At 68.7% G+C, this 19,174-nt stretch carries 12 protein-coding genes; 5 read left to right on the top strand and 7 right to left on the bottom strand.

The window, feature by feature from the left end:
* Positions 1 to 5: 5 nt before the first annotated feature.
* From ramB to G6N08_RS21245, 3 genes are all read left to right on the top strand, one after another.
* Entirely contained in the window at positions 6 to 1,421 is a 1,416-nt protein-coding gene (ramB, locus tag G6N08_RS03800; RefSeq protein ID WP_163754501.1) for an acetate metabolism transcriptional regulator RamB, read from the top strand.
* Positions 1,418 to 1,984, top strand: a complete 567-nt coding sequence (locus tag G6N08_RS03805) for a carboxymuconolactone decarboxylase family protein (RefSeq protein WP_163754504.1) — start codon at positions 1,418 to 1,420, stop codon at positions 1,982 to 1,984. Before ramB ends, G6N08_RS03805 begins: the two co-directional genes overlap by 4 nt.
* A 460-nt stretch (positions 1,985 to 2,444) precedes the next feature.
* Positions 2,445 to 8,045, top strand: a complete 5,601-nt coding sequence (locus tag G6N08_RS21245) for a PGRS repeat-containing protein (RefSeq protein WP_163754506.1) — start codon at positions 2,445 to 2,447, stop codon at positions 8,043 to 8,045.
* Between the two features lie 81 nt (positions 8,046 to 8,126).
* On the opposite strand, the gene G6N08_RS03815 is transcribed toward G6N08_RS21245, so the two are convergent.
* The 4 genes from G6N08_RS03815 to lpdA all read right to left on the bottom strand — a co-directional run bounded on the left by G6N08_RS03815 (position 8,127) and on the right by lpdA (position 14,006).
* Positions 8,127 to 11,150, bottom strand: coding sequence for an MMPL/RND family transporter (locus G6N08_RS03815; protein WP_246216686.1), 3,024 nt, complete (start codon positions 11,148 to 11,150; stop codon positions 8,127 to 8,129).
* Between the two features lie 91 nt (positions 11,151 to 11,241).
* Positions 11,242 to 11,928 (bottom strand): TetR/AcrR family transcriptional regulator, encoded by a 687-nt coding sequence (locus tag G6N08_RS03820; protein WP_163754512.1) that lies wholly within the window; start codon positions 11,926 to 11,928, stop codon positions 11,242 to 11,244.
* A gap of 396 nt (positions 11,929 to 12,324) precedes the next feature.
* Positions 12,325 to 12,603: a hypothetical protein gene (locus tag G6N08_RS03825; RefSeq protein ID WP_163754516.1), complete on the bottom strand. Its 279-nt coding sequence runs from the start codon at positions 12,601 to 12,603 to the stop codon at positions 12,325 to 12,327.
* A gap of 8 nt (positions 12,604 to 12,611) precedes the next feature.
* Positions 12,612 to 14,006 carry a dihydrolipoyl dehydrogenase gene (gene lpdA / locus G6N08_RS03830; protein WP_163754519.1) on the bottom strand — a complete coding sequence of 465 codons (1,395 nt, stop codon included), beginning with the start codon at positions 14,004 to 14,006 and terminating at the stop codon, positions 12,612 to 12,614.
* A gap of 322 nt (positions 14,007 to 14,328) precedes the next feature.
* Here lpdA and G6N08_RS03835 point away from each other — a divergent pair, with 322 nt between their 5' ends.
* Both G6N08_RS03835 and G6N08_RS03840 read left to right on the top strand, forming a co-directional pair.
* Entirely contained in the window at positions 14,329 to 16,389 is a 2,061-nt protein-coding gene (locus G6N08_RS03835) for an MMPL family transporter (RefSeq protein WP_163756643.1), read from the top strand.
* Between the two features lie 350 nt (positions 16,390 to 16,739).
* Positions 16,740 to 17,081: a DUF3024 domain-containing protein gene (locus G6N08_RS03840; protein ID WP_246216557.1), complete on the top strand. Its 342-nt coding sequence runs from the start codon at positions 16,740 to 16,742 to the stop codon at positions 17,079 to 17,081.
* A gap of 13 nt (positions 17,082 to 17,094) precedes the next feature.
* Here G6N08_RS03840 and G6N08_RS03845 read toward each other — a convergent pair whose 3' ends face one another.
* From G6N08_RS03845 to G6N08_RS03855, 3 genes are read right to left on the bottom strand one after another with little or no spacing between them, the layout of a single operon-like run.
* Entirely contained in the window at positions 17,095 to 18,297 is a 1,203-nt protein-coding gene (locus G6N08_RS03845; RefSeq protein ID WP_163753247.1) for an IS30 family transposase, read from the bottom strand.
* Between the two features lie 51 nt (positions 18,298 to 18,348).
* Entirely contained in the window at positions 18,349 to 18,903 is a 555-nt protein-coding gene (locus G6N08_RS03850) for a hypothetical protein (protein ID WP_163754522.1), read from the bottom strand.
* Positions 18,896 to 19,174, bottom strand: a complete 279-nt coding sequence (locus tag G6N08_RS03855) for a putative holin (RefSeq protein WP_174813246.1) — start codon at positions 19,172 to 19,174, stop codon at positions 18,896 to 18,898. The genes G6N08_RS03850 and G6N08_RS03855 overlap by 8 nt, the downstream gene beginning before the upstream one ends.

The following is a 19,174-nucleotide window of genomic DNA, read 5'->3' on the forward strand; positions in this document are numbered from 1 at the left end:
GTTCGGTGAGCAAGACCTTCGTCGGTTCCCGGCTGCGCCAACTGCGCACCGAGCGCGGTTACAGCCAGGCTGCGCTAGCGCAGATGCTCGAGATCTCGCCGAGCTACCTCAACCAGATCGAACACGACGTGCGCCCGTTGACCGTGGCGGTATTGCTGCGGATCACCGAAGTGTTCGGCGTGGATGCCACGTTTTTTGCCTCCCAGGAGGACACCCGGCTGGTTGCCGAGCTGCGGGAGGTAACGATGGACCGCGATCTGGGCGTGGACGTGGACTTACCCGAGATCACCGAAATGGTCAGTGCGCATCCCAAACTCGCCCGGGCGATGGTCAACTTGCACCGTCGTCACCGGATCATCACCGCACAACTGGCGGCCGCGACCGAAGAACGGTTCTCCGACGGTAGCGGCAGCGGCTCGATTACCATGCCGCACGAAGAGGTGCGCGACTACTTCTACGAACGGCAGAACTACCTGCACGAGCTCGATACCGCTGCCGAGGATCTGACCGTGCGGATGCGCATGCACCGGGGCGACCTGGCCCGAGAATTGTCGCGCCGACTCACCGAAGTGCACGGCGTCCACATCGTCAAGCGCATCGATCTGGGCGACACCGTTCTGCATCGCTACGACCCAGCCACCAAAACACTGGAGATCAGCAGTCACCTCTCACCGGGCCAGCAGGTGTTCAAGATGGCCGCCGAGCTGGCCTACCTGGAATTCGGTGATTTGATCAACAGCATGGTCGAGGAGGGCAACTTCACCAGCGAGGAGTCACGCACCCTGGCCCGGCTGGGACTGGCGAATTATTTCGCCGCGGCGACCGTACTGCCCTACCGGCAGTTTCACGATGTCACCGAGAACTTCCGCTACGACATCGAGCGGCTCTCGGCGTTCTACTCGGTCAGCTACGAGACCATCTGTCACCGGCTGTCCACGCTGCAGCGGCCGTCACTGCGGGGGGTGCCGTTTTCGTTCGTTCGGGTCGACCGGGCGGGAAATATGTCCAAACGCCAGTCAGCAACGGGTTTTCACTTCTCCTCGACCGGCGGCACGTGCCCGCTGTGGAACGTCTATGAGACATTCGCCAACCCGGGCAAGATCCTGGTGCAGATCGCGCAGATGCCCGACGGCCGCAACTACATGTGGGTGGCCCGCACCGTGGAGCGGCGCGCGTCGCGGTATGGTCAGCCCGGCAAAACCTTCGCCATCGGTTTGGGCTGCGAGTTGCGGCACGCCCACCGACTGGTCTACTCGGAAGGACTCGACTTGTCCGGGCGTAACGCCACACCCATCGGCGCGGGCTGCCGCGTGTGCGAACGCGACAACTGCCCGCAGCGGGCGTTTCCGGCGTTGGGCCGCGCCCTAGACCTCGACGAGCACCGCAGTACGGTGTCACCCTACCTGGTGAAACAGGCGTGACCGGCACCTCAAAGGCCGAGCAGACCGGCCGCATCCCGGCCGGGGGGCTGCGCGAGCTGGGGCTGGTCAACTGGATATTGGCGAAATTGGGCGCGCGGACGGTCCGCGCCCCGCAGATGCACCTGTTCACCACGCTGGGTCAGCACAAGCGACTGTTCTGGCTGTGGCTGCCCTACTCGGGTGCGCTGCTGCGGGGCCGGCTGCCTCGCGCGGACACCGAGCTGGTGATCCTGCGCGTCGCGCATCTGCGGGGCTGCGAATACGAGCTGCAGCATCACCGCCGAATGGCCCGCCGCCGGGGGCTGGATGACACGAGCCAAGACGCGATCTTCAGCTGGCCCCACAGCTCCGGCAGCCTCAGCCCCAGACAACGGGCGCTGTTGGCCGCCACCGACGAATTCGTCACCACCCGGTCGGTCAGCGAGGACGCGTGGAAGCAACTCTCAAATCATCTCGATCGGCGCCAGCTCATCGAATTCTGCATGCTCGCAGGCCAATACGACGGTCTGGCCGCAACAATGTCGGCCCTCGAGATCCCGTTGGACCATCCGGGTCACGGGTAGAGGCCCGTGTCGGCGTTGCCGGCACCGCACCAGGCGTACGCCAGATCACTTCGATAACCACGATGTATTGCGAGACTTGGGTTTAACCCGAAGTCCGCGTCAACTTCTGAACCCGTTTCACGGTGGGCGTGCGGGTTTGTTGACAGTGTGGCCACATCCGTGCGCTGTCTTCGGTGTCACCCGCGGGCGCGACGCTGGACGCGCCACCGCCCCACCGAGAACCGGGGCCGCGGCAGTAAGTCGAAAAGCAAAGCGATGCAATGGTTTTCTGTGATATTTCGGTGGGCGCTGTTCGCCTGCGGACCGCTCGTGGCCAGGCAACGGCAACAGCTTGGCGCGGATGTTCGTGGTGCCGGCCGCTGGGCAGGCTGCACCCAGGGATGATGGATGAGCCGACGCGAGCTCTTGACAGGTTCCGGCCACGTTGGTGAGACTGATCGAGCCGCCACGCAAATCACACATGGAGCCCGAATCCAAAGGAGCATCAGGGCTGGTGGGTGTGGTGTGGGCGCACAGGTGTGCTTGCCGGTTAGCCGCAGCGGCGGCGATGGTGGCGGCATGGGGGGTGCCGGCGTTGGCTGTCACGCGGCCGGCGCACGCCGATGTGATTGATCTGTTCATCGATCCGATCATCGAACCCCTGCAGGCGGCGTTAGCGGGTTTAACCGATTCGGCGGCGGGTTTGGATTCGGCCGCCAACGTGCCGGGGTTGGATCTGAGCAGTTCAGGCGCGGAAAACGCCGTGGTCAACACCGTGGTCGATCTGCTCGAAACCTATTGGGCGAGTGCGGATGCGGTGGACTCGGCGCTGACGGAAGCGTCGAGTTCTGCCGCGGCCACGATTCCCACGGTGCTGCACGCGTTGGAACAAGGTTGGATCAACAGTCCGCTGGGCACCCGGGTCGATACCGCGCTCAACGGGTTCTGGCACGACGTCGGTGGTCCCGGCATTGTGATCGGCAATGGCGCCAACGGTGTTGGGGGTGGAACGTTGGCCCAAGCCGATGGTGGTGCCGGTGGGTTGCTATTCGGTGATGGGGGCGCCGGGGCTACCGACGCGGCCGGTCAGGGCGGGGCCGGCGGGGCTGCAGGGTTGTTCGGTAACGGCGGGGCCGGCGGGGCCGGGGCCGACGCTGCGACCTCCGGTGTCGCCGGCGGTGACGGGGGCGCTGGCGGGGCGGGCGGGATTCTGGTCGGCGACGGCGGGCCCGGCGGCGCCGGCGGGGCCGGGGGGGTTGGTGCCGCCGGCGGTACCGGCGGGGCCGGCGGTGCTGCCATCGGGGTGTTGGGTGTGGGCGGTCACGGCGGTGCCGGTGGTAATGGCGGCGCCGGCGGTGCCGGGGGTGACGGGGGCACCGGCGCGGGGTTATTCGTCGACGGCGGCAACGGCGGCGCCGGCGGCGACGGCAGCAACCCCGCCGCGCTGCCCGCCCTGGGTGGGGCCGGCGGCACCGGCGGCGTGTTCGGCGTGTTGGGCAGCCACGGCGCCGTCGGCAACCCGGGCACCGTGCCCGGCGCCGCGTCGAGCGCCCAAACCGGCAGCGGAGTGCTGACCATCAGCACCACCGGCACCTGGCTGACCAACAGCGACGGCCAGGTCGTGATGCTGCACGGAACCAACCAGGCGGTCAAGGTGCCGCCGTTCGAGCCATCCGCTGACGGGTTCAACGCCCAAGACGCACAATTCTTGGAGGACAACGGCTTTAACTTTGTGCGGCTGGCTATTTACTGGGCCGCGATCGAGCCCGAGCCCGGCGTCTTCAACGAGGCCTACCTGGCCTCGGTCGCCCAGACCATCCAGATGCTGGCCGATCACCACATCTACGTGCTGCTCGGCGGCGCTGATGAGGACTCCTTCAGCAGCACGTTCATGGGCGAAGGTGCGCCGGCCTGGGCGACCGAAACCGGCGGGCTGCCCAATATCAACTTCGGTTTTCCGTATAACAACTTGATCGACCCCGCCAACCTCTACGCCTGGTCTGCGTTTTTTGCCAACGCGAAAGCACCGGATGGGGTGGGGCTGGAGGACAGTTACGCACAGATGTGGGAATACGTTGCCAACTACTTCAACGGCAACCCCGACATCGTCGGCTACGAGATCATGGACGAACCGTGGCCGGGCTTGTCGTGGCCGCTGATTCCGCTGGGCAGCCCGGCCTTCGGCGCCCAGGAGCTGACTCCGTTCTTCGATCAGGTGACCGCGGCGATGCGCGCCGTCGACCCGACCACCCCGGTGTTCACCGAACCCAACCTGCTCTACGAACTCGGGTTGACTCCCATCACCCAGGGCACGGTGAACTACCCGCACATTGTCTTCGGCTTCGAGGATTACTGCGTCCTCGGTATTTTCGGCATTACCAGCGGTTGCGGGGCGCTCACCGACGCCGTCGCGAATCATGCTGTGGCGTACGCCGACGCGCACAACATGCCGGCACTGTTGGAAGAATTCGGTGCCGGCGACAACCAAACCATCAACGCCGAGGGTGTGCACGCCGCCGACCGGGATTTGATCGGTTGGTCGGAGTGGGCGTTCACCGGCCAAGGGGACATCACGACCACGTCGTCTCCCTCGAGTTTGGAGTCGCTGGTGTACAACCCCAGCCAGCCGCCGGTGGGCGCCAATGTCAATACCGCAACCCTGGACACCCTCGCCGAGCCGTATCCGCAGACGATTTCGGGAACCCCGAATTCGTTTTCGTTTGACCATGGGGTTTTCCAGTTCAGCTACTCCACCGAAAGGGCTGACGGTCTGGGCAGTTTCCCGGTGGGCTCGCAGACCACCATCGCGGTGCCGACAATCGACTTCCCGCACGGCTATCAGGTGAGTGTGACTGGTGGGCAGGTGGTGTCGGCTCCCGATGCCCCGGAATTAGTGATCGTTTCCACCGGTAGCGCCCACACCGTCGATATCACGGTGAGCCCGGCGGGCGGGGCTAATCAGGTGGCGCCTGCGGTGTCGGGGTCGTTGGTTTCGGGGTTGACCGGCGTGTTCGACCGCGAGGTGTATACCCCGCTGCACACCGGTATTGAGGACTGGATTTCCAGCCCGGTCGGTCAGCGGGTCGACGGGTTCATCAATGAGGTGGCGGGCTCGTATGTGATCGGCAACGGCGCACCCGGCACAGCGGCTGACCCCAACGGCGGCGCCGCGGGGTGGTTGTTCGGCGATGGCGGAGCGGGCTGGAACAGCACAACGGCCGGGGTGGCCGGTGGTCACGGCGGAGCGGCCGGTCTCATCGGAAATGGTGGACCCGGCGGGGCCGGCGGAGTGGGCGCGGCCGGGGGTGCCGGGGGTGCGGGGGGATCGTTGATGGGTGTGGGCGGGGCCGGCGGGGAGGGCGGTGCCGGTGTTGCTGCGGGCGTGCAGGGCTCCGGTGGTACCGGTGGTGTGGGCGGCGCCGGCGGTAACGCGCCGGGCCTGGTGTTCGGGGTGGGCGGTGCCGGCGGTGCGGGCGGGGCCGGGGGCCACGGTGTCGACGGCGCGGCGGGCAGTTTCGCCAACGGCGGCAACGGTGATGGCGGCGCGGGGGGCAGTAACGGCGGCGATGGGGGCGCCGGCGGCGCCGGCGGTAACGCCACGGGACTGTTCGGCAGCGGCGGCGCCGGGGGCGCCGGCGGGGATGGCGGTGCCGGCGGTAATGGCGGCAACGGTGCCGCGGGCACCGCCGCGCACCCTGACGGCGGTAACGGCGGCGCGGGCGGCAACCCGGGTGGTCACGGCGGCCCGGGTGGGGCCGGCGGGACCGGCGGGCTGCTCGGCGGCCCCGGCGCAGCCGGCCGGGACGGGGTGATGGCCACCAGTGGGGGTAACGGCGGCAATGGGGGTAACGGGTTTAACGCCACCGCCACGGTCGGGCCCGGGAATGGGGGTAACGGCGGGCCCGGCGGGGCGGTCGGCAACGGTGGGAACGGCGGCAACGGCGGCGCGGGCGCGCCCGGGCAGGCCGGTACCGACGGTGTCACGCCGACGACCTTAGGTGCGGCCGGCACCAATGGGACCGCTGGGCACCCCGGTGGGAACGGCGGCGCCGGGGGTAACGGCGGCGCGGGCGGCTCGCAGTGGGGTTACGGCGGTCACGGCGGGGCCGGCGGGGCGGGCGGTCCCGGCGGGGCCGGCGGCAACGGTGGAGCCGGCGCGGCCGGCAACCCGGCCGGCAGCGGGACCGGCGGTACCGGTGGCGCCGGCGGGGCCGGGGGGGCCGGTGGTGCGGGCGGGCCCGGGGGTGCGGGCGGGGCGGCGGTCGATGGTGCCCACGGCCTCGGCGGGGTCGGCGGAGCCGGTGGGGCAGCCGGGCCCGGCGGCAACGGCGGAGCCGGCGGCCCGGGGGTCTTCACCACGGCCGGTGCCGCCGGCGCTGGCGGGACCGGCGGCATGGGCGGCAACCCCGGCGCCGCCGGGGCCGGCGGCCCGGGTGGCGGCAGCGGCGCCTTCCACGGCGCAGCGGGTGTGACCGGCGCCACGCCGCACGGGGGTAACGGCGGGGACGGCGGGGCCGGGGCGGGTTCCACCAACCCTGCTGTGGCCGGCGGCACCGGCGGGGCCGGCGGTGCGGGTGGCGCCTATGGTCACGGCGGCACCGGCGGGGCGGGCGGGGCCGGTGCGAACGGCAGCGTCACGCATCCCGATGGCGGCGCCGGCGGCGCCGGCGGAGCCGGCGGTTTGGGTGGGGCATTCGGTAACGGCGGTAACGGCGGGGCCGGCGGAGCCGGCGGCAACGCCGGTCCGGTCGGCGACGGCGGGAACGGCGGGGCCGGCGGGCCCGGCGCGCCCGGCACCGACGGCATGGCCGGCAGCACCGGCGGCGCCGGCAGCGCTCCGGCGGCCGGGGGTAACGGCACCAACGGCACCAACGGCGGGGCCGGCGGGGCCGGCGGGGCCGGGGGCGCGGGCGGCTCGATCTCGGGCAATGGCGGTGACGGTGGTGCGGGCGGGGCCGGCGGGGCCGGCGGGAACGGCGGTAACGGCGGGGCTGGCAGCAACGGCAGCACCGCCACTCTGTTGGGCAACGGCCACAACGGCGGTAACGGCGGTAACGGCGGCAACGGCGGGGCCGGTGGCGCGGGCGGGGCCGGCGGGGACGCCACGGCCGGGGTCAACGGCAACGGCGGGGCCGGCGGGCGCGGCGGTGACGCCGGTGACGCCGGGAACGGAGGAGCCGGCGGCGACTCGGTGATCGGCACCAACGGGGCTCCCGGGCAAGGCGGCTACGGCGGGAACGGCGGAAATGTCGGTGACCCCGGTGCGGGCGGGATCGGCGGGCCCGCCGGCACCGGCGGAACCGGCGGTACAGCCGGTGCACCCGGTGCGGCCGGGCAGGCCGGCAGCGGCGGCAACGGCGGTGACGGCGGCAACGGCGCCAACGCCGTCAACCCCCCGGGCTACCACGGAGCGGGCTTCCCCGGCGGTGACGGCGGCAACGGCGGCAACGGCGGCGATGTCGGCAACGGCGGCAACGGCGGGGCGGGCGGCAATGGTTCGCCCGGCGGTACGGGGGCCACCGGTGCGGCCGGCGGCCCCGGACAGCCCGGCCTGACCGGTGGCACCGGCGCATCCGGTGGCCGGGGCGGCTCGGGCGGTAACGGCGGCCTGGGCGGCTCGATATCGGGCAACGGCGGTGACGGTGGCGCGGGCGGCAACGGCGCCAGCGGCGGTGTCGGCGGCCCCGGCGGTGACGGCGGCGCCGGTAATCCCGCCACCACCGGTGACGGCGGCCCAGGCGGGCGCGGCGGTGTCGGCGGCACCGGCGGCCCCGGCGGTAACGGCGGTGATGGCGGCGGTGTCGCACCCGGCGGATCCGGGCACTCCGGCGACGGCGGGGCCGGCGGGCACGGCGGAGCCGGCGGCACCGGCGGTGACGGCGGTGACGGCGGCGCGGGCACCCTCACCACCACCGGACAGGTTGGCCACGCCGGAGCCGGCGGAGCCGGCGGAGCCGCCGGTATCGGCGCTCCCGGGGGAAGCGGCGGCAGCGGTGCCGTTACCGGCGCCACCGGCGCAAGCGGCGCGTCCGGTCACACGGGCACCGCCGCACCGGGCGGTGCCGCCCAGACCAGCGGCTGACCCGTCGTCGCCCGATGCCCCGGGGGGTTGTCGCCGGCGAAGATCCCGGCGTTGCGCGGCGGCACCATCTCGGTGCACCGCCTACGCCCGGTCAGCCCAGCGCCGGTGCGGCCACCAACTGGCATCGCGCAGCAGCGTCGCGATCGCCGGGACGGTGAGCGTGCGCACCACGAAAGTGTCGAGCAGCAGTCCGCACCCGACGATCAGTCCCGCCTGGATCATGATCGCGATCGAACCGGCCATGAGGCCGAACATGCTGGCGGCGAAGATGAGCCCGGCCGAGGTGATCACCGAGCCGGTGTTGGCCACGGTTCGCAGCACACCCACACGGATGTTGCGTGCCGACTCCTCGCGTAGCCGCGAAACCAGCAACATGTTGTAGTCGGCGCCGACTGCCACCAAGATGATGAACGCGACCAGCGGCACCGGCCAGGCGATCTGCTGCCCGAGCCCGTATTGAAAAACTAGCACCCCGATGCCAAGTGCGGCCGCGTAGTTGAGCACCACGGTGCCCAGCAGATAAAGCGGGGCCAGGACAGCGCGCAGCAGCAGGACCAAGATGACACCGACGATGACGAGGGTGGCGATAGCGAGCTGGTGAAAGTCGGCCGCAAGTAAGCGTTGAATGTCGGAGTTGACGGCCGGAAACCCGGCTATGGACACGGTCGCGTCGGCCAGCGAGGTGTTGGGCCGGGCCGCGTTGGCGACGTCGGTGATCGTGTGGGCGAGCGCCATCGCGTCACGGGTGTAGGGGTCGTAGGAGGATTCGATCGCGAAACGAGCGGTTTTGCCGTCTTCTGATAGGAATTGGCTTGCGACGTCGCTGAATTGGCGGTTCTCGAAGACGTTGTCCGGCAGGTAGAACCCGGTTGAGGAGTCTGATCCGGTACTGGCACGGGCCGCATTGTGCAGCTGGGCGGCAATCTGGCTCATCCCGGCCAGCAGCTGAATATTGCTGTCAGCCAACGCGTGGACTCCGCTGGCCAGTGCTTGTGCTCCAGCGGCGAGTTGGCTGACACCGTTTTGCAGCCGGTGCATGCTGTCGGCCACATCGGTCGGGCCGCCGATAGCTCCGAAGGCCGCATCAAGCGCGCCGACGGCGTTCTGCACCCCGGCCACCGTGGCCCCGACAGTGGCGTTCTGGCTGAATTGATCGGAAAGACAAGCGATTTCGTCGAAAAAGCCGGTATCGCGCAAGGCGACGAGGGCCTGGATGTGGTCGCGGATCTGTGCGCAGTGCGGCGTGGTCGCACACCATGGTGTGCTGTCAAGGGTTTTCGCCAGGGGGTCGATGGCGCCGATCGCCGTTTTGGCCTGCTCAGCCAGCGGGCGCAGTCCGGGACCCGACTGAAGCGCTTGGTCGATGGCGGGCGCCGCGGCGCCGAGTTGGCCCAGCAGCGGCCGGAAACGCTGCGCCTGTGCTCCGGCGTGCTGCATGTGGGTCAGCGTGTCGGCCAGCGGCGTGAGCACAGCGTGCAGCGTCGTGTCGAGCCGGGCCAGCCCGCTGGCGAGCTGGTCGGCGCCGCTGGTCAAGGTGGCCAGGTCACCGCGGTGCGCTTGGCCGTCGGCGACCGCGTCGGCGATCTTGTCGCCGATTCGGCGGTTCTGCCAGGACAGTTGAGCCTGTTCGAGGCGGGTACCGCCGGGGCGGGTCACACCCGATACTTTGGTGACCCCGGGTATCTGCGCGACCCGCGAGGCCATCTCGTCGAGGTCGGCCAGCCCCTTGCCGCTGCGCAGATCGGTCGGCGAGGTGACGACCAGAAATTCCGTGATGGTGGCGTCTTTGCGAAAGTGCCTGTCCAGCAGTCGATAGCCCTCATTGCTGGCGGTGGAAGCCGGTTGGCCTTTGCGATCGTCGTAGCTGATGCGCATCGTCACAGCCACCGAGCCCAACGCCGACAGCACGGCCAGGCTGGCGGCCAGCAGGCATACCGGCCGACGGACCACCGCCACAGCGATGCGGTTCCAGTAGTGGCGGGTCCGGTCGGGTTTGGGCTCACCAATGCCGCGGCAGGCGGCCAGTGCCAGTACCGGGGGAAGCAGCGTCACGGTGGCCATGAATCCGGCGAAAACCGCCACTGCGCACGCCGGCCCCAGCGCGGCGAATACCGGCAGACGTGCGAAAACCATTGCCAGGAGCGCGAATGCAACGGTAGCGGCCGATGCCAGGATCACCCGCCCGATAGTCGCGGTCGCGTTGACGACGGCGGTCTCCGCGGCGACACCCCGCCGCCGCTGCTCGTGGTATCGGCTGATCAAGAACACGGTGTAGTCGGTGCCGGCGCCCAGCAGGATCACGGTCATGAAGGCGATGGTGAACTGCGACACCGGCATGCCCAGCTCGCCCAGTGCGGACAGCGCGCCGCGGCCGACGGCCAGGCTCAACCCGATGACCAGCAGCGGCAGCAAGGCGGTGAACACTGACCGGTACACCACCAACAAGACCGCGGCGATCAACACCGCTGTGGCGACCGAGATGACGGCGAGATCCTTTTCAACGAAATCGATTTGGTCGTTGAAAGTGGCTGGTGGACCGGTGACGCGCACCCGTGTCGGCGTGCCGTCGAAGGTCCGGGCAGCGTGGTGGCGGACCGCCTGGACCGACGCGGCTGCGGTCGGATCCCCCAGTGTCCCAGCGATACCCACGGGCAGATACCAGGCTTTGCCGTCGTGGCTGACCGCTTGCGCGGCGGTCGCCGGATCAGCCAGCAGATCATGCACGGTCAGCACGTGTTTGGTGTCGGCGCGCAACCGCGACACCAGTGTGTTGTACCGGGCGCGCGCCACCGCCGTCAGCCCGGCGGGGTCTTCCAACGCGACGATGACCGTCGTTTTCGACCCTTGCTCGCCGAATGCCGTGCTCATCCGATCCAGCGCCTGAAACGAGGGAATATCGCGCGGGATCAAATCCACCGATTGCCGTTTGACGACGGTTTCCAGCTGCGGAAAGACCATTGCCAAGACGGCCGCCAACGTGATCCATCCGCCGATCACCAGTGCTTTGTGGGCAACGGTGAAGCGCGCCAGCGCGGCCAGCCCGGCGCTGTACTCACCGCTGCGCTCGGCTCGCGTCGTGAGCTTGTCCCGCAACCGCGGCACCATTGCCGCACCGGCGGCACGGAAGCGCTGCTCTGCCATGACACCTCCACCCCGACCAAGCGATACTAGCGATATCGCAACGATACTGGTAGTACTACTTGGCTGCCGGGTGTCCGGCGCGGGGCCGCCGACCCGGCTCCGGCCGCGGCCGGTGCGCCCGCAAAAAACCGTCGACGATGTGGACGCGGTCGCGGGAGGTCAGCGCTCTCATGCCGGTGAGTTTGGCGAAAACGATGGGGCCGACCAGCTGGATGATGGCCAGGGTGATGTCGATGTCGCCGAGTTCGGCACGGGCCTTCGGACTAGTCAGCAGCGTGTCGAACGGTTGCCGGTACTGGTCGATGACACGTTTACTGAGGCCCGCCAGTGGTTTGCGCCGGTCGCTGTCCGGACCGCCGGGCCCCAACGCGAGCCAGGCCAGCGCGGTCAGGTGCAGCGGCGCCTCGTCGATCAGCGCGGCCTGGCGGTGCACCAGGTCAATCAACTGTTGACGCAGGTCGCCGGTGGCAGGCGGCGGCGTGACCTGGGGCAGCAGCCGCTCGAAGGCGGCGGCCAGCAGGTGGGTGGTGCTGGTGAAGTGCCGATATAGCGTGGTGCGCGCCACCCTGGACAAGCGCGTGACCGCATCGACGGTGACCGCTTCGACCCCGCCGCTCACCAGTAACGACGTGGCCGCGTCCAATAACCTCGCGCGAGACCGGAGTTTCCGCGGGTCGACGTCGTCATCGGCGATGTCGTCAAACCCGGGTGCCGGCTCTCCGCCCGGATTGGCTGCGGCCATCGGCAGGTGCACTCCTGGCTAATGATTTGCCGTCATGAAACCGTCGGTCCTGCACGTAGCGTAGTGCTACCGGCACTGTTTCTGCGGACGCGAAACGACCGGTTGCGGTGCCGCTCGCCGGCGCGCGCCGAGAATCGCGGGAAGCCGCGGGCTCAGGCCGGAACCATCGGCCCGGATCCGCCGGGTCGATCGCCAGCAGGCGGCCTCATCCAGGCGCCGGCGCACTGCTGCCGGGGAGGCCCGCTGCCCGAGCCAGGCCACCAGGTGGGACAGCCACACACGCAGACGACCCGGGCGAGCTCGCGGTTCTCCTCGGTGGGTGCGCCGCCATTTCCTGCACCAGGTTTCCGGCGAGCTGGCCAAGACGGAGTTGTTCGACACACGTGAGAAGTGCACTCACAGGTAGGTGTCGGCCAGCACACCCACCGTGAGCAGCACCGGCAGAACCGGCAGTGCGAACGTAAAGGCGGCCCACGGATAGCTGCGGCGTCGACGAAGCCACCAGCCCCACGCGCCCGCGCAGATCGCCAGCACGGCCGACCACGCCAAGACGGCCCAGCTCCAGGTGCTCACCGTCGTCATAGCTTCTCCGACAGAAATCGCCACCAGCCACCCCATATAGCCGATGAGCACGCCGCCGAGCACACCCAGAACCGTCTCTCCGCGAATCATCATGAGCCGCTTCAGAAGTTGATCATGTGACCGACCAGACCGTGAAAACACTCCTGCAGGGCCTCCGACATCGTCGGGTGAGTATGGACGTTGCGTGCCAACTCATACGCCGTCAGATCCCACTTCTGCGCCACAGTGAGCTCCGGCAACAGCTCGGAGACATCGTGACCGATCAGATGTCCGCCGAGCAGTTCGCCATATTTGGCGTCGGCCACCAGCTTGACGAAGCCGCTGGGGTCTCCGAGACCGTGCGCCTTGCCGTTGGCGGTGAACGGAAACTTGGCGACCTTGACGTCATAACCTTCGTCGCGGGCCTGCTGTTCGGTGAGCCCGAAGCTGGCCACCTGGGGCTGGCAGAATGTCGCCCGGGGCAGCATGCGGTAATCACCGAGCGGCATCGTCTCTGCGCCGGCTATGGTTTCGGCGGCCACCACAGCCTGGGCTTCGGCAACATGCGCCAGCATCGCCTTGCCGGTTACATCCCCAATCGCATAGATATGGCCCACGTTGGTGCGCATGTAGTCGTCGATGCCTATGGCCTTCTGCCCGGTCAGCGCCACCCCGGCCTGATCCAGCCCGTAGCCCTCGACATTGGGCGCGAATCCGATGGCCTGCAAGACTTTTGCAGCCTTGAGCTCCTCGGGCTGGCCGTTTTTGCTGACGGTCACCGTCACCGCGGTACCTTCGTCGCGGATGGCTTCCACTTTGGTTCCGGTGAGGATTTTGACACCCAGCTTTTTGAACTGCCGCTCGATCTCCGTGGACACCTCGGCATCCTCGTTGGGCAGCGCTCTCGGCAGGAACTCCACAATGGTGACGTCGACACCGTAATTGCTGAGCACGTAGCCGAACTCCATGCCGATGGCGCCAGCGCCGGCGATGATGATCGACTCCGGCAGGTCCCGACTCAGAATCAGCTCCTGGTAGGTGACGACGTTCCGGCTCAGTGAGGTACCCGGAATCAACCGAGTGCTGCTGCCGGTGGCGATGATGGCGTTGTCGAAGGTGACGGTGGCGGTGCCGCCGTCATTGAGCTGCACCGACAGGGTGTTGGCGTCGGTGAAGCGGCCATACCCGTGGATTTCGGTGATCTTGTTTTTCGTCATCAAAAAGTGCACCCCGGCGACACGGCCCTCGGCCACCTTGCGGCTGCGGTCATAGGCCACGCCGTAGTCGAAGGTCACCTCGCCGCTGATGCCGAAGGTTTTGGCCTGCCTGGTGACAATGTGGACGAGTTCGGCGTTGCGCAGCAGGGCCTTGGACGGGATGCAGCCGACATTGAGGCAGACCCCGCCCCAGTACCTGGGTTCGACGATTGCGGTGTTCAAACCGAGTTGAGCGGCACGAATCGCCGCGACATACCCGCCGGGACCGGCTCCAAGGACAACGACGTCGTAGTGGGTCACGTGCCCACCCTAGTGGGGCGTGGGCATGCAGAACCGAATCACCCACGAACCGTCGGGTCCGGTGTGCGGAGACACCGGCGCTGTCATCCGCGCACCGCCGGAGTCCCGGTGCCGGCTCACCAACGCGGTCGTCTCGACCCCGATGGTGTCGTGGTGGGCGTCGATGAGGGACGCGGCACGCCGCCGGAACCCGACGCTGCCGGATTTTAATTTGATGAATATTTCAATTTCTGAAATAGTATCCGATGTGCACCGGCTGGACACTGAACGGCTGCCCCGCTGGGAGCGATTCTCCGCCGCGGTCACTGGCCCGCGCTGCTGGATGGCGGCGCTCGCGGTGACCCTGGTCGCGAGCACGTTCATCGCGGTGAGCGGGAGCAGCGACGCGGCCGATCGCTCACCGGTGTCGCTGCCCCCCGCCGCCGAGTCCGCACACGCCGACACCGCGCGCGCAGCTTTTCCCGGTGGCGACCGGATCCCGGTCATCCTGGTGGTCCGCCGCACCGACGGCTCGGCCCTCTCCGCCGCGGACCTTGACGCGGCCGCTCAGGCCCGGCGGCGGATGCTGATGGCCGCGGGTCAGCCGGTTGCAGCACCAGCGCTGGTGGTCTCCGGTGACCGGCAGGTTGCGCTGGCTTCAATACCGTTGAGCGCCAGTCTTTCCGGCTTCGCGCTCAGCGACGCCGTCCAGATGCTGCGCCGCGCCGCCGCAGCCGGGCTGCCGGGGGGCCTGCGCGCACACGTCACCGGTGGTCCGGCGTTCGGCGCAGACATCGCCAACGCGTTCACCAACGCCAACATCGCGCTGCTGGTGATCACCACGCTGGTGGTGGCGCTCCTGCTGATCGTCACCTACCGCTCCCCGATCCTGTGGGTGGTGCCGCTGACGGTGATCGGCTTCGCCGACCGGGTCTCAGCGGTCGTGGGCGCCGCGATCGCACGGCACGCCGGCCTGACCGTCGACGGAGCCACCGCGGGCATCACCAGCGTGCTGGTGTTCGGCGCCGGCACCAACTACGCGTTGTTGCTGATCTCGCGCTATCGCGAGGAGTTGGCCCGCACCCGGCAGCACCGCGCCGCGCTGCGCACCGCGGTCAGAACCGCCGGCCCGGCGATCGTGGCCAGCAACGCCACCGTGGTACTGGCGTTGCTGATGCTGCTGTTCGCGTCGTCGCCGAGCACCCGCAGCCTCGGTGTTCAGGGCAGCTGCGGGCTTGTGGTCGCGGCCCTTTTCGTGCTGGTCGTGCTGCCGCCGCTGCTTGCCGTCTTGGGGGTGCGGGTGTTCTGGCCGTTCATCCCCCGGCTGGGCAGCCCGGATTTGGCCACTGCGGGAGTGTGGCACCGCATCGCCGATCCGGTGACCCGCCACCCGGTTCGGGTGGCAGTGACCGCGATTGCCGCGCTTGCTCTGTTGACCACCGGGCTGGTGGGCACCCCGTTTGGCCTGACCCAGACCCAGCAGTTCCGGGTGCGCGCCGACTCGGTCGCCGGCTATGAGACACTGGCCGCGCATTTTCCCGGCGGTGTCAGCGATCCCGCTGTCGTCATCGGCGCAACCGACCGCGCGACCGCGATCCAACGCGCGATCACCGCCACGCCCGGCGTGGTATCGGTGACCAACGCCGGCCACACCGCCCAGGGCCTCACCCAATGGTCGGTGGTGATCGACGCCGCCCCCGCCTCCGGGCGCTCGTTCACCACTATTCGAGCTCTGCGAGCGGCGGTGAAAGCCGCCGACCCGCACGCCCTGGTGGGCGGGTCGGACGCGGCCGCCCTGGACACCCGCGACGCGGCCACCCGAGACCGTCTGGTGGTGATCCCGGCCATTCTGGCCGTTGTGCTCGCTGTGCTCTCCGCGCTGCTGCGCGCGGCACTGGCCCCGCCGATCCTGGTTGCGATCACCGCATTGAGCGCGGTGGCGGCGCTGGGCCTGGGCGGGTGGGCCAGCGTGCATGTCGTCGGGTTCCCCGCGCTGGACCAGACCACGCCACTGTTCGCGCTGCTATTCCTCATCGCGCTCGGCGTCGACTACACGATCTTCCTGGTCACCCGCGCCCGCGAAGAAACCCCCCAGCACGGCACGCGCGACGGCATCGTCCGCGCCGTGTCGGCCACCGGCGGGGTGATCACCAGCGCGGGAATCGTGCTGGCCGCGGTGTTCTGCGTGCTCGGCGTGCTCCCGCTGATCGTGCTGACCCAACTGGGCATCATCGTGGGGCTCGGTATCCTGCTGGACACCTTCGTGGTGCGCACATTAGTGGTTCCCGCGGTGTTCACCATGATCGGGCCGCCCATTTGGTGGCCTGCCCTGCAGACCGCCGCCCCGGCACCCGCGGCCACCGCGACCGCACCGGCTCCCCGGGAGCTCACGGACACGGAGTAAACATGCGCCGATCGCCACCGACTATGTGGCGCGCTCGGCGCCTCGACGCCGACGACCTCACCGGCACGCTCGACGACCTGCGCGCCGCGCGCCTGACCTGACATCTTTGCCGTCGGCTCTACACCGGCGCAGCAGCGGATGCCGCGGCAGCGTTTGTTGTGCGGAAACAGCAGCCCACCAGTTGCGATCGGCTGCTTGTTGTGACCACCCATCAGCGCGACCACAACGCGTGGACTGACCGTGCCCGCGGCGCGGACACCGTTGGTATCCTCGGCGAGCGCGTCAATAAGGGTCAATAAGGGGGCGGATTCCAGTGAACGTCGCAACGGGACGGTTGCAACACTAGTGGAGTGGAGGGTCTGCCGGAGATGGATGTGGCGCGGGTGCGGCGGTGGTGTCGGGACAGGGTGCCTGCCCAGATCCGTGACGGGGTCCGCGTTGAGGTCGACGTTGCTGAGCGTCATCTGACGATCGTGGAGTGCCGCCGGTCGTGGCGGGCGGATAAGGGCTCGGAGTGGACCCGGTTCCCGATCGCTCGGCTGCGCTACACGAAGACCACCGGCATGTGGTCGTTGTATTGGCGGGACCGCAACCTGCGCTTCCACATCTATGATCTGGTGTCGCCCACTGCCGGTGTCGAGGAGTTGTTGGCTGAGGTGGATCGTGATCCCACCGCGATCTTTTGGGGCTGATCAACCATGCGGCTTATGCGGTCCTGCCCGTGACGACGACGGCGTCGGTGATCAGGTCGGCGGGTCGGGCCCAGTCGAGGGTTTTGCGGGGCCGGTCGTTGAGTTCGTCGGCGACGCGTTGCAGTTCCTGGGGTGAGATATTGGCCAGGTCAGCGCCTTTGGGAAAGTAGTCGCGCAGCAAGCCGTTGGTGTTCTCGTTGGAGCCGCGCTGCCACGGTGAGTGCGCGTCACAGAAGAACACGCGTGTGCCGATGTGGGCGGTGATCTGTTGATGCAGCGCAAGTTCTTTGCCTTGATCCCAGGTCAGCGTCCGGCGCAGATGGGCGGGAAGAGCGCCCAGTGCGTCGATGACGCCATCGCGCATCGCCTCCGCGGTCGGTCGGCTCGTGGGCACGTGGACAAGGATGACAAAGCGCGTGACGCGTTCGACGAGAGTGCCGATCGCCGACCGGTTTCCAGCACCCATGAGGCAATCGCCCTCCCAATGCCCAACCTGCACCCGGGCCTCGACCTCGACCGGTCGATCAGCGATCATCGTCATAGCGGTGAGCCGACCACGGCGTTCCAGGCCCTGGATCCGGCGTCGGCGCCGCCGGCGCCGCCGTTTGGCCGGACGGGTTAACGCGGTCTTGGGATCATAGATCGCCTGGTAGATCGACTCGGTACACAGATGGCGCTCGGGCTGGTCAGGAAACCGCACCGGCAGTTCATGAGCCACCTGTTCAGGACTCCACCGCTTGCCTAACAGCTCGGCCACCACAGCGCATAGCTGCTCATCACGCGCTACGCGGCGCGTCCGCGACCGGGATTGCCGCTCGACAGTAAGCCGCTCCGCCGTAGCCGGCAGGTAGCGGCCCTGATCGTCGGCGTTGCGGCGTAGCTCCCGCGAGACCGTCGAGGCCGCCCTACCCAGCTCCTCGGCGATACCGCGCACGCTGACACCGCCGCGGTGTAAATCGGCGATCATCGTCCTCTCCGCCGACGACAAATATCGAGGATGGCGCGGCTTGGGTGCTGCAAGACTCACCGGTGGATAGTGCACCGGCTCGCCGGCAGTGTTGCGGATTGTGCGCCCGTAGCGCCAGCGTGTCCCGGTCCTGCGGTTGATTCCCACGATCCGGCACGCTTGGCGGTTGCTGACCCCTTGGGCAATCAGCCGACCGAACCACTGCTGCTTCTCCACGTCGCCGTGTCGGGTCTTTCGCTGTGCTCCCACCGCAACCTCCGCAGAGCCTTGGTGTTGCGACGTTCACTGGAATCCGCCGGGTCAATACGGAATGATCCCGGCCAGACAATGCGGCACTCGTTGGCAGTAGTAGTAGCCATACAGCGGTGCCGCGGCGGCCAGCGAGGCGAACACCGCCGAGATCACCGCGATTGCCAGCGCCGCAAGGAGCGGTTTGTCCTGCACCATCGCCAGCATCAACCCGCCGACGGTGCATAACACGACGTAGACGAGCACCGCGAACACCGTGGGCGTCTTGTCGGTCGAGTGATACCACCAGTAGAAAAGGCCCAGACCGATCGGCGCCGCGACAACCCACACCCCGGCGATGACCAGCACCAGCTTCCACCATTTCAGGTAGTGATATCGGCCGGGCACGGTGACCGACAGCGCCACCGGGGGGATTGGCTCACGTCGCGGTGCGTCACGGTGGGCGTCCTCGGGTTCGGTGCGCGGAATCGGCGTCGACGCCGGCGGCGCCTGCTCTCCGGTGTCCGCCGGTTCCGGCAGCTGCCGATGCTGGCCAGTGTCGAAAACCGGGGTGTACGGTTCGGTGGTCGGCTGGGATTCCCGGTCCTCGGAAGCTTCGTCAGGCACCGAACACCACCTGGATGGCGACCAGCACACCAAACCACCCGGGCGCCACCGCCACGGCAAACGCGCCCAGCGCCGTCACCCAGCGACGCCGGGAGAACACCAGCAGCACCAGCCCGATCGCGGTGGGCACACCGACGACGAGCGCAATGACGATATCGGGCCGGATGCGGGCATGCACCAGCAGGGTAGCTGCCACCCCAGCCACCAGCCCGGCCGCGGTGCCCACCAGCATGGCGCTGGTCAACAACCACGGACGCGGCAGCGGGATCAC

Source organism: Mycobacterium botniense, assembly GCF_010723305.1.
GTDB lineage: Bacteria > Actinomycetota > Actinomycetes > Mycobacteriales > Mycobacteriaceae > Mycobacterium > Mycobacterium botniense.

Coding starts and splice junctions, on each gene's coding strand:
- G6N08_RS21245 (WP_163754506.1), top strand. CDS start 2,445: ATGGAGCCCGAATCCAAAGGAGCATCAGGGCTGGTGGGTGTGGTGTGG.
- G6N08_RS03835 (WP_163756643.1), top strand. CDS start 14,329: ATGGCGGCGCTCGCGGTGACCCTGGTCGCGAGCACGTTCATCGCGGTG.
- G6N08_RS03825 (WP_163754516.1), bottom strand. CDS start 12,603: ATGATGATTCGCGGAGAGACGGTTCTGGGTGTGCTCGGCGGCGTGCTC.
- G6N08_RS03815 (WP_246216686.1), bottom strand. CDS start 11,150: ATGGTGCCGCGGTTGCGGGACAAGCTCACGACGCGAGCCGAGCGCAGC.
- G6N08_RS03820 (WP_163754512.1), bottom strand. CDS start 11,928: ATGGCCGCAGCCAATCCGGGCGGAGAGCCGGCACCCGGGTTTGACGAC.